Source organism: Arthrobacter sp. 4R501, from assembly GCF_002929755.1.
Taxonomy (GTDB): Bacteria; Actinomycetota; Actinomycetes; order Actinomycetales; family Micrococcaceae; genus Arthrobacter.
On record NZ_PJIW01000001.1, the window covers coordinates 286,534 to 300,063 of the forward strand.

A 13,530-nucleotide genomic window follows, 5' to 3' on the forward strand; every position below is an offset into this window, starting at 1 on the left:
GCGAAGCGGTTAGGCTAGACAACGGCAGCAAAAGCCGAACGAGAGTGAGTGTGTCCCAGTGACCAGTAGCGAAGCCTCCACACAACGGATACCCCCGTTTGTGTCTTTGGGGTCAGCACGATCAGTTGCTGGCATGGGCATGGGTTCCGCGCCCGGACGAGGGGAAAGTCACCCTAATCCGGTTGCGGAAATGGCAATTCTTGCCTCTGTTTCACGTGAAACAACAACGAGTGGCCGGATCAACGTCATGGACACCATGGACGATTCCAGTCCTATCGCCCGGGAACTCGCGCACGAGACCAGGCGCCGCGAACGGCTGGTTGGCCGGAAACTTCCCAAGCCGGAGAAGACACGTATCTTCACCGTGTCCAACCAAAAAGGCGGCGTGGGCAAGACCACCACCACCGTGAACATCGCTGCTGCCCTGGCTGCAGCCGGCCTGAACGTCCTGGTCATTGACATCGATCCCCAGGGCAACGCCTCCACCGCCCTCGGCGTCGAGCACCATGCCGATGTGGACAGCATCTACGACGTCCTCATCAACGATTTCCCTCTTGCTGACGTCGTGGCACCCTGCCCGGACATCAGCAACCTGATTTGTGCTCCTGCCACCATTCACCTGGCCGGAGCGGAGATTGAGCTTGTTTCGCTTGTGGCCCGTGAACAGCGGCTCCGCCGGGCGATCGATGTCTATGCCAAGACCCGTGCAAAGAACGGCGAAGAACGCCTCGACTACATCTTCATTGACTGCCCGCCCAGCCTCGGGTTGCTTACGGTTAATGCCTTCTGTGCTGCCGGTGAGGTCCTTATCCCCATCCAGTGTGAGTACTACGCACTGGAAGGCCTCAGTCAGCTCCTCAAGAACATTGAGATGATTCAGAAGCACCTGAATGCGGATCTGGTGGTCTCCACTATTCTCCTCACGATGTATGACGGACGGACCAACCTTGCAGCCCAGGTGGCAGCCGAAGTTCGCCTGCACTTCCCCGAGCAGGTCCTTGGTGCTGTAGTCCCCCGCTCCGTGCGGATTTCAGAAGCTCCGAGCTACCAGCAAACCGTCATGACGTACGATCCTTCCTCCAGTGGAGCCCTGTCTTATCTGGAAGCCGCAGCCGAAATCGCTGAACGCTAGAATCTTCAAGAACTGCAACAACCGGAGTCCGGCAAGGTCTGACTCTTCCATCGGAGGGATTTATCCATGAGCGAAAAGCGACGTGGCCTAGGCCGCGGTCTTGGCGCACTCATTCCAAGTTCCGCCGGTAGTGCGTCGGGCAACGGCGGCGCTGTGTCGCGGCCTGTGGATCTCTTCTTCCCTGAAGGCCGTAAGAAAGTCGCGTCCCCTGACGACGCTTCAGGGAATGGTGGGGCAGCTTCAGATGCTTCATCTTCGGAGTCGGTTCCTTCCGAGTCGGTCGCGCCGGTCCAGGCCAACGACGCATCGGTAACCAAGAAGGCAGCCGCGCCGAGAACGGCCTCCCCCGAGAATCCGCCGGCCAAGGCAGCAGAGAAGCTGCCGGCCGCAAATGCTCCCGCCAAGGCTCCTGCGAAAGCTCCTGCAAGGGGCGGTGCAACTACATCAACGGCGGATGGTTCGCCCACGCCAGTTGAAGGCGTGACTGGCGAGTCTGTGTCCGAGGTGCCTGAGTCCCAGAGCAGTACGCCGGATAACGGTGTTGACCTCGTGGAAGTCCCCGGCGTGCGTTTTGCCGAGATTCCGGTCACCGACATCCATCCGAACCGCAAACAGCCCCGCTCAGTCTTCGATGACGATGACATGGCGGAGCTCATCCACTCCGTGCGCGAAATCGGCGTCCTCCAGCCAATTGTGGTTCGTACCTCAACCGAAGAAGGTGGAGAACCGTACGAGCTGGTGATGGGTGAGCGTCGCTGGAGGGCAGTACAGGCGGCCGGGATGGCGACCATCCCAGCCATTGTCCGGGACACCACTGATGATGACCTCCTCAGGGATGCACTGCTGGAGAACCTGCACCGCAGCCAGTTGAACCCGCTCGAAGAGGCTGCGGCCTACCAGCAGCTGCTTGAAGACTTCGGAACCACTCACGAGCAGCTTGCGGACCGCATTGGCCGTTCACGTCCCCAGGTTTCGAACACGTTACGTCTCCTCAAACTTCCACCCCTGGTTCAGCGTCGTGTGGCGGCCAGCGTTATTTCCGCTGGCCACGCGCGCGCGCTGCTCGCCCTGCCGGATGCAGCAGCCATGGAACGCCTCGCCCAGAAGATCGTGGCTGAAGGCATGTCTGTTCGGGCAACCGAAGAGGCCGTCACTCTCTACCAGGATCCTGCGAAGCCTGCCAAGAACAACATCCCTCGTCCGGGAGCCCGCCATGAGCGCCTGGACTATCTGGCATCCTCGCTGTCCGACCGCTTGGACACCAACGTCAAGATTTCCCTGGGTGTCCGCAAGGGGCGTGTCAGCATTGAATTCGCCAGTGTTGAAGACCTGAACCGCATCATGGAAGTTCTTGCGCCAGGATCTGAAAACTAGCGTTCCCTGTTCAAAGAAGGGCCTGTTTCACGTGAAACAGGCCCTTCTTTCGTCTGTATCGACGCCATCTTGCACTCCGGAGCTGCTACTGCCGCGGCCATCGTGGTTGTGACGCGCCCCGGGATCGAGCCCGTGGTTCGCATGGCGGAACACTCTGGTCCCGATGGGATAGTTCCGTTGTGGGCACGCGAGTTCTGCACTGTCTGCGGCCTGGACTCCTCTTAAGATTGGTCTCTTCCAACGACTGTCGTCTCTGCTTGTGTTCCCGCGGCAGCGGTGGACTTCTGTGGATTCGGGTTTGCTGACGCAGTGGAGGTGGGCACTGAGGGCGATGCAGATGGCGGGGCTGCGAACTCTCGAGGCGGAGATCAGGCAGGAGTGGAGGACTCGACGGATCGCTGGACATTCCGATGCGACTCGTGATGCTGGGCATCCAATGGGTTCCGTTTTCTCCGAAGCAGTGAAGAATGCGGCGATTCGCACAATTTCCATGCAGTCGGTGCGGTGCCCATCCTGCAAGGTGGCGGGAACACCGTGTTCGAATGCTCTTGCCCAGGCCTCTTCCAGAGAGCTGGTGCGCAGCGTACGCACCCGTGCGGCTGTTGGCCTCAGCCTGCGGCTGGCTCGTTGACTGAGAGGATGCGCCAGGGTGGACGACTCCCCCGGAGACCCGTCGCCAGATAGTTTTCCGACCGTCAATCTGGTTCGGCAACATCCGGGTTCGGATGGGAAGGCGTCTCGCGGTGGCTGTTTCACGTGAAACATCAACAGGTATGCGCGCGATCCAGGCGGCGGCGCCATTGAGAACAAACATGAAGTTGGTAGGGTCTAAAGCTCTCGGCGTGCGATGTCGCCAGCGTGTCACCTGAGCTGCGGCTGCGGCTGGTGACGTGAATTCGGCTTTGCAGCATCCGTGGGGCTTCGCCCGCAGCCAAAGCCGGGGCAGAATCACTGCTACAGAAGCAGTTCACCAAGCTTCGTGAGGGTAGCCGAGATTGCTCAGCAGGCTCGGCCTATGCCCAGCCGTCTTCCAAATGGTTTCACGTGAAACATAGTGACGAGTCCAGCGCACCGTGCCCGGCATCTCCCCCATGGCCCCGACACCCGACACCCGACACCCGACGCCCGACGCCCTCACGGCGCCGGCAAGCGGGCTGCGACCCGGATTGTAAACATGCAGCCCAGGTGCGCTCCCATCTCGATCGCCGCGGGAACAGAGACAATTCACGGACCGTGGACTTGACGGCTTAGAGCCTACGATGGCCTCTTCACGCCTCGAGGAAGATGCCGCCCCCAAATCCCCCGTCCGGCAGTGACGGCCCGCCGCTGGCTACTTCCTACTGACCCAGCGCACGCCCGCCCAGGGCTCTGGGACCCTGGGAAGCCGTCCAGAGGGCTGGTATCCAGCGGAGAACCATGGCCGGGGTCCAGCATGTCCCGTCCGTGGTGGCCCAACCCTGACGCCTGAGTTCCACTCGCCGGGCAGTTAGCCTGAACAGATGACTTCCTGGCGCATCCGAGGACTTCTGAGCTGGCAGCCAGTGTCGATGCCTGGGGTTGAGGCACCTCCGAATATTCGGGCTAGGGCCGGGCTGTTGGCGCACGCCGGCGCACCGGTAGCATCGGCTGGGGCAGGCAGGCAGGCAGGCAGGCACGTACGACCTCGGCCCCGGGGCCTTTCGTCTAATAGTCTTTTGTGGAGACGGGATGCGGACGGAACTGAATCTGCAGGGTGCCTCGATACACACGAATGTCAGGAGGGCGCCTCGGTCCCCCTGGCTTGGCCAATAGATTCGCCGGCTGCCTCGCCCGGAACCACCCCTGGGCAGGACCGCGACTCTGCAAGACGTCACCTCATGACGCTGGGTAGCTCGCCATAGTGCGTCTCTGAACCAGCTCCGCGACTTGGCTTCGCCCCTCTAGGACGTGGCCGCGGGGTGCACAGATTAGGCCCAGTCTTGGAGTGCCCGGGACGAGAAGGAATTGGTGTAAGCCGCGTCGTTTTGCTGTGCAGCAGTTTGAGACAGACGCGACTGTTCGGAGAGGTTCGGACCCGACACCGGGAATCGACCACAATTGCAGTCACGTCGGATCATGGCCCTGCCGAGAATGAATCGACTAGCCAGACGGGCAACAGGCTGCTTTATGGGAAAGAGAATGCTCGGGAGATTATGATTCCTCGGCCCACTCTTCATCATCGTGTGCGGCAAACTTGCCACAACAACACATGGAGCCAAGTCAGCCTTGGGCCCGAAGGTGTGGACTACGCGGTGGATATCACTGTGGATAACTTTGTGGATAGGTTCCTTGGTGGCAGGGATCACGAAGAGATTCGGCCCACACCATCGGATCCAGCAACGAGTGGTCCGCACGAGCATTGGATATCGTCTACAGTCCCGTTTCACGTGAAACATTACCAAGGCCCGATCGAGACTCTCTTTCCGGACGGAAAGCGACTTCAATAGTTGGATTTACGCCGATATTTCCAGTCCGACGTGCGCATGCGCTTCGGCCGTGGTAGTTGTCCTGGCAGCAACTCCGGCTTGAGGGTGTCGGCTGATCCAAAGTCCGGCACCAGGGGTACCGTGTCCACGGTTTGAGGGCCGGTGGACAAGCCTGTGGATACCGGTGTGGATAACATTTGGGGATAACTTCGAAGTCTGTGGACATCAGCGCGATGGAAGCCTCCAGTCGAACCGAATAGTCACGCTTCGGATGGATACGAATCTGTCCTCCGCTGGTATTCATCACCTGCTCTGGGTCTTTGGTGTGGAGTTGGTCGGGCACCTAGGGCTCCGCCGTTCGAACATGAAAGTCGGCATTGGCCAGCTGATTCGTGACCTGCCCTAGGATGTGTTCGCAGCTGAGTGCCTGGTGCATTGCTCAGACGCGCATCCTAACGGCACATGCCGACGCGTGTCCCTCCGGTCGGGAGCTGCAGTGCGGACTGACATGTTGGAGACCGAGCAGGTGGTTCCGATACCGTCCTGCGCTGATGACCGAGCAAGGAGGCTCTGGTACCGTCCTTCGCTGACTGGACGGCAGCCGTAGCGGTCTTGCGAAAGAGATGTGCGTGGCGGAGAAGCCACAGCGCCTATTTTGGCCACGGGCAGGTACACGGCGATCACGGTCATCCTGTCCTGGTTCAGGCTGACGGTCCCCCATCGACGCAGCGGACCGCAGCGCTTGGGCGAAGGCCCAGCTGTCACGCAATCGTCCACAGGGCCCAGTGGCAGGATCGCTGGCGCCCGGCAGTGTAGAGCATTCCTGCGGTGAGAAGTGTATTCCTCGTGTGGCTGGGGTGTGTACGGGTGGACCGGGTGTCTGCGAATTGTCGGTCGTGGTGCAACTAGCTTGACGTGGGGTTGCGGCCATCTGGGAGTTGGCCTCAGAAGATAGCATCCAGCACCCGCGAAGCTGGCGTCCTTAGCATCCCATCCCGGGAAGGCTTGGACGGGGATTTCGCTCAGTTCGTTTCACGTGAAACAGCGCCTAGTTCGTTTCACGTGAACAGTCCGCTCGAGATCTTGTCATTCACGAAGCCGTCGCCGGGGCCGGACTGTTTCACGTGAAACAGTCCGGCGTGGAAGAACAACCGTGTCCTCGTGCCGTCTTCGCCGGCCCGCACGCGCGGCGCGCAGGAGGTCACCTGGTATGGCACGCTGAGACGAGAACGTCGTTGTCAAGGGATGAGTCCCCAGCAGGTTTGTGTCGAGACTGTCGTGAGGTGCGGCCGAGGGGAATATCTGGCTTGCACAATCTCCGCATTTGCTTCCTCTTCGGGCCGTCGGCGTCAATGGACCTCTCGCACAATACGAACGATGGTCCCAATGGACCCACCAGCGCAGCGAGTAGAGGCCGAATGCGCGACGCGTGCCCTCTCCGTGCGGATCCTTAATCACGATCCCAGGCTGCATGTATCGGCGGATGGGCTTTGTGAGTCCCCAGGCCCATGATCTCGAATGCGTCCGCTGGCACCCTGTCTGTGCTGGTGCGTTCCCAACGCTGCGTGAGTGTGCTCCTGGGGGCAGCTGAGTCTTGAGTTCCCGCTGCTAAGTCGCCGACATGCGGTGGACAAGACTGTGGTGTTGCAACTGGTCAGGCTGTCACTGAACTGGATACCGTCGCGGCAAATTACCGACGTGCTGCGGTTTGGCGATGAGACTTGTGCGCATTTCCGATCTGGCAGTCATTTCGAGAGAGGCCAGTCACTTACGACGGGCCGGTGCCAATTGATGTCGGAAATCCATTCCAATTGCTCGGATCCTACCCAATAGCAGTCACCTGGTGTCCCCCGGCGTTCCCTGGCTTCCTCCTGCCAGCGCGGACACCCCGACCGGCGCAGACTCCCCGCCACTACCGGGTTTGAGTCTGACCAACCCTTGGAGCCCCGAGCTCCTAGGAGTCAACTGCGAGAATCGGAGTTTGATTAGACCATGGACGGCGAGCGAGACTGGAACGCCGGCCTGGTCAAGGAGCTTACGGTTGTCCGATGCTCCGGGTTCCATATTGACCACAGCGAAGTGAAATGGGGCGTGAAGCCACTAGGCGACCTAATCCAGTTGGCATTCGCTGCGCGGAGTTCGATCTGTTGTCTGAGCGCGCCGCGGATATTCCCCTCCGCGAATCGAGAGGACGCAATACGTGCTACATCGCGTGAACCCTATCCTTCAGGACTGGCTCGAAGTGCCGTCGGGCGGGCACTAGTGGCTGGAGGGAGCAGACTCACGCAAGCCTCGGCAGTGTTTCACGTGAAACATAGCGCGGGGTACGCATCAGTGCAGAGTATGATCGTCACGAAACTCGAAGCTGGGTAGATTGATTTACCGCCGTGAGCGGAACTGAACTCAACTAAATTCAGGTATGTCGGACTGGATCGCTGCAGCATTGTCGTGCGGCAAGGGCACTCGGATGTAAGGATCAGCATGCACTGACGACGAAGAAGTTTCGCCCGACCCGCGAGCGTGGCCACACCGTACGCCGTTTGGCTTGGCGAATCGCCGATGTTTCACATGAATCCATGCTTCGCGATCGCCAATGTTTCACGTGAAACAGTGCGCTCGGGCCTGCGTCGGCGGGAATACGAATTTCGTAGCGAACTGGAATCCGGGAACCCTCTGCCTGCCGTCGGCGAACCTATGCCTTCTGACCGCAACTCGCGGGCCGAAGCCAGCGAAGACCGCACGTCGCGGATGACCGCACGTCCGCGCGAAGTGTCCCACATTGTCGTACGTTTCCCTCACGTCCGCGAGGCCAGGCGTAACAGGCTCTGCACTCGATCGCCAATGTTTCACGTGAAACAAGAATCCGAAGCCGGAAAGGCGAACTCCAGGATGGCGGCAGGGACGTCTGACCGGAGTTCGCGGCCCACTAGCCCTCATAGGTAAGACCGTCATCCCTGGACCGGATCCCCAGGAGCGACTCTGAGCAATCAGTGAAGTTAGGAAACGAATGAAGGTTGATGCAATGTGGTTGTGCTTCGACGGGCTCGGTCTTAAAGACGCGTGGCCACCGCTTCATGGAAGCAGTGGCCACAGGCCGGTGTCACTGGTCATACGGGACAGAAGTCCCCTACCTGATTAGGACAGGACGTCCGCAAATTCCTTTTCGAAGAACTGCTTCGGCCTCGCACCGATAACAGTGCTCTTCACCTGGCCGTCCTGGAATAGGTAAACGGCGGGGATGGACGTGATTCCGTACTCGGCGGCGATGGCGGGGTTGTCGTCGACGTTGAGCTTGACGACATTAACCTTCTCGCTGTATTCGACCGAGATCTCGTCGAGGATGGGTCCCAGCTTGCGGCAGGGGCCGCACCATTCAGCCCAGAAGTCCACAATTACTGGCTTGTCGGCTGACAGTACGTCCGCAGCAAAACTTGCATCTGTTACGTCTTTAGCGTTGCTCATAACCTTGTCTCTCTCTTCGAACGGCGGTACGCGGAGTTACGCGTGAAGGTCTGCGAGGTAGTGTTCCACATCGATCGCGGCTACACACCCGGAACCGGAGGCCGTGATGGCCTGACGGTAGGTGGGATCAACAACATCTCCGGCGGCGAAGACGCCAGGGATGCTGGTCTTGGAACTCCGGCCCTCGACGGCGATGGTACCGGCCGCAGTGATCTCCAGGGAGTCCTTGACCAGGTCGGTGCGGGGGTCGTTTCCGATGGCGACGAAGACGCCGGTGACGGAGAGGTCGGACACGGTGCCGTCCTTCAGGTTCTTGATCTTGAGCCCGGTGACTTTGTCCGTTCCGATGACGTCGTCAACGGAGCTGTTCCAGATGAACGAAATCTTGTCGTGGGCCAGGGCGCGGTCTGCCATGATCTTGGAAGCCTTGAGTGTGTCGCGGCGGTGCACAACGGTGACGGACTTGGCGAACTTGGTCAGGAAGAGGGCTTCTTCCATGGCCGAGTCTCCTCCGCCGATGACCGCAATGTCCTGGTCCTTGAAAAAGAAACCATCGCAGGTTGCACACCAGCTGACGCCGTGGCCGGAGAGGCGCTTTTCGTTCGGGAGGCCCAGCTCACGGTAAGCAGATCCGGTGGATAGGATGATGGCCCGCGCACGGAAGGTCTCGCCGTTGCCGATGGTGACAGTCTTGATGTCGCCGTCGAGGTCCAGTGCTGTGACGTCCTCGAACTGGATTTCCGTTCCGAACCGGGCTGCCTGCTTCTCGAAGTTCTCCATGAGGTCCGGCCCCATGATGCCTTCGGGGAAGCCAGGGTAGTTTTCGACATCGGTGGTGTTCATCAGTTCGCCGCCGGCGGTAACTGATCCGGCCAGAAGCAAGGGCTTCAGGTTGGCGCGCGCCGTGTAGACAGCGGCCGTGTATCCGGCCGGGCCCGAGCCGACGATGATGACATCACGTACTTCGGACGCGGTGTTTTCTGCGTTGCTCACTGAACGGTGAACCTCTTCCTTAGTCGATGCGCCGGCTTTTGCGGCCGGCCACATGGCACAACTGAATCTAGGTGGTGAATATTCCGGGCGCCGCGCGAACGTAGGAACCATCAGCGGCCATAACCCCGTCACGTGGACGGGACGCCCTACCAGATTACCGTCTGAAAACAGCTGAGCCGCGTCTGTTACTGCGGAGCAATGCTCCGGGCAGAACAGCCGCGGCTCAACGGGTACGACGCAGGTGTGGTCCTACTGGATCTTGATCTCCGCCAGCCGGATGCCAAAGCCATAGCGGGTCTTCGGGGCGGCCAGCTTGGGAAGCGTCTTGATGGACACGATCACATACTGTGCCTCCACCGGCTCGGCCAGTGGCATGGTCAGATCTGTTGACGTGAAGCTGTTGGTCCCCACCAGTTTGGCTCCGTCCAGTGACGGGCGGTCATTGGTGAAGACACTGAGATTGCCGCCGGAGGCTCCGAGCTGAGTCAGGGTGATGGATGAAACCTTCGCCGGATTCTTCAGCTTGACGTATAAGGGCACGCCATCGGTTGCGAGGCCGCCCCAGCCCTCGGTGGCAAATTCCATGTCTGACCAGTAGCTGGCTGCGTTGCCGTCAAACGCCTTCACAAGATCCACGTCGTAGGTGCCTGCGAAGTCAAAATCCCCCTGGCGGGTGATGCTGTCGATGGCAGGCGGTGCCGCCGGAGGTGCGGAGCTCGGGTTCGGGGAAGCCGACCCGGAGTTTGGCAACGTGGAGCCCGTCGACGTGGTGGATGGGGCGGCCTGGGGGCCAGATTTGAATAGACTGCCCAGGTTGGTGACCGCAAAGACCAGCCCGGCAATCAGCACCACGGCAAGCAGCCCGCCCACCAGCCAGCGCATGGAGCGGGGCTCACGCTCGGGCTCGTCGTCGTCGTAATAGTCATCCGTCCCGCCGGAAGGCGGTACTGCGGCCGCCGGAGACACTTTCCGGGCAACCGACGGGAAGGCGCCCGCTGCGCGATCGGAGCGTTCCGGCGCTCGGGAGGCCACGGGTTCGTCGTAGGCTGCGTCCTGGGAGCCGTTGGAATAGTCGTCCTCAGACCACAGGGAGACCTTGGGCGAATCGGATCCGGCACCTGCCTTGGGCTCGGCCGGTCCGGAAACTGGCCGGTTCTCCGCAGCCTGCACTGGTTGCGGCGCAGTGACGTGCTGATGTGCGGCAGGGGTGTCAGCAGCGGCGGCCCCTGCTCCAACGGCCCCGGCCTTGGCAGGCCCCGACGTGGGACGGACCGCCGGGCGGAGCGGCGGACGGGCCGGAACAACCGGGGGTACAAACGGCGGAGCAACCGGTGCGGCAGACCGGAATGGGTCAACCTGGCTGGGGTGATTGTCCGAATAGTTGATATATCCGGCGTCGACGTTCTCTTCGTCGTCGTACGGTTCAGGTTCGTGTGAACGCACCTGGCCGAAAATTTCGCTGCCCAGGGTATCCGTGAAGAACGGCTCGACGTAAGGCGCGTCGGAGGCAACCACGAGGTCCAACAGGTCTGCCGCGGACGTGTGGTTGGTGATGAGGTACGTGGTGGCCTCAGTGACACCAAGGTCCAGGACCTGCACGTTACCCGGGCGCTCCCCGGTAGCCACCTCGCGGGCGCTCTGGGCCACCTGTTCGGTGTTGTCCGGGCCGGCGACCAGAATGCTGACCGGTCGGTTGAGAACCTGGTCCACCCCGTCCAGCACCAGATCCTGGTCGTGTGAGGTCAATACCGTGGCTGTGACCTTGTAGCGGCCGCCGAGTACTGATCCAACGTCGATCGGGTGGGACACGTGTTCCTCCTAGACTGTCCGGGAATGCCGGCGTAGATGATGCCACCGCCGGTCAGAAACCGGCCAAAAGCCAGCCGGCGAGCCGGTCTGCGCTTGCCTGCAACTACCCCTGTTCACTGTCGATCCTAGCCGATCGGCTATGGCCGCCGTGGTCGACAGGCAACCAAAAACCGCGCAAAGATCACTTTTTTCGAGGCCGGCGTGGCCTGAAATGGGGGTTCTGTCCGGCCTGGCCCTGGAACGTGCGCCGGCCGGGAAGGGGAATCTCGTCGCGCAGCAGCCCGCCCCGCGCTGTGCCGGGCACGTCCTCTGCGGGAAGGTATCCCGCGGCGGTTTCTGTGCCCCCGTTAGCCACTGCTTCAGCTTCCCCTTGTGCGCCGTCAGCTGGCGCCGTAGGCGCTGCCTGGCGTTCCGGTACGGGACCTGCGCGGAACGACACGGCGTCGAATTCGCCGGAGATCCGGGGAATCAGGCCGGTGTCCACAGAGACTGTGGCGCGTTCCGGCGTCGGACGTTCCGTTCCGGAAACGTCGGCATCCGCAGCCGACGACGGCGTTCCCCCGGTGCCGCCCGATGGACCGGTACCGCGCCCCAGGCGTCCCAACAGAGGACGCAAGAGGTCGCCGAGTTCGGCGACGTGGAAGACCTTCAGCAGGAAGACATAGGCGACCAGCATGATGGGTCCGACCACAATGACGGTGATCAGGGCGGCGAGCCGGTCCTTCCAGGCGAAGCCGTCCGCGCTGTAGCTGCCCATCAGCCACAAGGCCCCGGCGCCCGCGATCGCGGAACCGAGCGCCGCATAGCCCATTCGGATATACGAGTTGGCGATCCGCGGCCCGTCGAGGTGGCCCAGCAGCCGGCGCAGGAAGAAAGCGCTGATGATCACCGAGAGGATGTTGCCCACCATGTACAGCAGGGCGATGGCGTAAATGATCTGGCCCACCGGCAGGAACTGGATCCCAAAAGCACCGGCCACGTAGACCAGGGCAAGCAGCAGCTGGATATTGAAGGGCGTGCGGGCGTCTTCGTTGGCGTAGAAAACCCGCGACATCATGAAGTTGGCGCTCATGAACGGGGTGCTCAGCGCGAGGATGGTGAGCGTCTGGGCCAGCATCACGCCGTCCTGGCTCAGGCCACCGGAGAAGAACATACCCAGCGGCCCGGCCAGCGCAAAGAGCGCCAGCGCGCCAAAGACGGTGGCCACAGCCATGGTGCGGAGGCCGTGCGAGAGGGCGTCGCGGAGTTCAGCACGGTTGCCATCCTGCGAGGCACGGGTCATCCGGTTAAAGAGGACCGTGGCGAGGGAGAGCGCGATGATCGAGTGCGGCAGCAGGTACAGCTGGCTGGCCACCTCCAGGACGGCGTTGCCGGGCAGCATCTCTGCCGCCGGATCCCCCGCTTCCTTCAGCCGGAGGCGCTCAGCACCGGGAATTGTGGCGATGCGCATGACATACAGGAACGCCAACTGCCCCACGGCGGCCGTCAGGAGCGTCCAAACGCTCAGCCTAGCGGCCTGGCCAAGGCCCACTCCGCGCCAGCCAAACCGGGGCCGGAGACCCAGCCGCAGGCGGATCACCGGGATCAGCAGGATGGCTGTCTGGGCCACCACGCCTATGGTTGAGAAGCCGGCCACAAGCAGGGTCTGGGACGGGCCCCAGTTGTCCAGCGTGTGCGGGTTCATGCGGTTCTCGCCGAAGATCCAGATGAACATGCCCAGGCCGCCAATGGCCACCAGGTTGTTCATGATGGGGGCCCACATGGCAGGCCCGAACGCACCGTTGGCGTTGAGGACCTGTGTCAGCAGCGCGTAGAGGCCGTAGAAGAAGATCTGGGGCAGGCACCAGAAGGCGAACGCGACTGCCAGGGCCTTCTGCTGCGGCGAATAGCCCTGGGTGGTCAATTCGATGACCCACGGAGCAGCGAGCGTGACCAGCGCGGTGAGGCCCAGTAGCAGGAGCACGGCCAGCGTCAGCAGCCGGCTGATGTAGTCCGCTCCCCTGTCCGGGGCCTTGCTCGCCTTGATGATCTGCGGCACCAGCACGGCGTTGAAGACACCACCGGCCACCAGCAGGAAGATCAGGTTGGGCAGGTTGTTGGCGTTGATAAACGTGTCGTTAACCGTAGAGCCGAGGCCCAGCGCGGCACCCAGCATCCAGGTCTTGCCGAAGCCCAGGAACCGGGATACCAGGGTGCCAGCAGCCATGATGGCGCTGGACCGGGTTTCACTCGAGGTTTCGCTCGGGGCGGCGCGGCCTGCTTTATCGGAGGGGGGATTGGTAGCTGACATCGAGTTCATCGTCTCACCCGGATGCT

General features: G+C 61.6%; 6 protein-coding genes. 2 read left to right on the forward strand and 4 right to left on the reverse strand.

The window, feature by feature from the left end:
- Nucleotides 1-58 precede the first annotated feature (58 nt).
- Both CXR02_RS01395 and CXR02_RS01400 read left to right on the forward strand, forming a co-directional pair.
- A complete protein-coding gene (locus tag CXR02_RS01395; RefSeq protein WP_308470654.1) occupies nt 59-1,132 on the forward strand; it encodes a ParA family protein in 1,074 nt (357 codons plus the stop codon).
- Between the two features lie 66 nt (nt 1,133-1,198).
- A complete protein-coding gene (locus CXR02_RS01400) occupies nt 1,199-2,506 on the forward strand; it encodes a ParB/RepB/Spo0J family partition protein (RefSeq protein WP_104060349.1) in 1,308 nt (435 codons plus the stop codon).
- 5,579 nt (nt 2,507-8,085) lie between these two features.
- On the opposite strand, the gene trxA is transcribed toward CXR02_RS01400, so the two are convergent.
- From trxA to murJ, 4 genes are all read right to left on the reverse strand, one after another.
- A complete protein-coding gene (trxA, locus tag CXR02_RS01405) occupies nt 8,086-8,412 on the reverse strand; it encodes a thioredoxin (protein ID WP_058930642.1) in 327 nt (108 codons plus the stop codon).
- Between the two features lie 36 nt (nt 8,413-8,448).
- Nucleotides 8,449-9,405, reverse strand: a complete 957-nt coding sequence (trxB, locus tag CXR02_RS01410; RefSeq protein ID WP_104060350.1) for a thioredoxin-disulfide reductase — start codon at nt 9,403-9,405, stop codon at nt 8,449-8,451.
- 249 nt (nt 9,406-9,654) lie between these two features.
- Nucleotides 9,655-11,214: an ABC transporter substrate-binding protein gene (locus CXR02_RS01415; RefSeq protein ID WP_104060351.1), complete on the reverse strand. Its 1,560-nt coding sequence runs from the start codon at nt 11,212-11,214 to the stop codon at nt 9,655-9,657.
- Between the two features lie 181 nt (nt 11,215-11,395).
- Nucleotides 11,396-13,504 (reverse strand): murein biosynthesis integral membrane protein MurJ, encoded by a 2,109-nt coding sequence (gene murJ, locus CXR02_RS01420; RefSeq protein WP_104060352.1) that lies wholly within the window; start codon nt 13,502-13,504, stop codon nt 11,396-11,398.
- Nucleotides 13,505-13,530 lie beyond the last annotated feature (26 nt).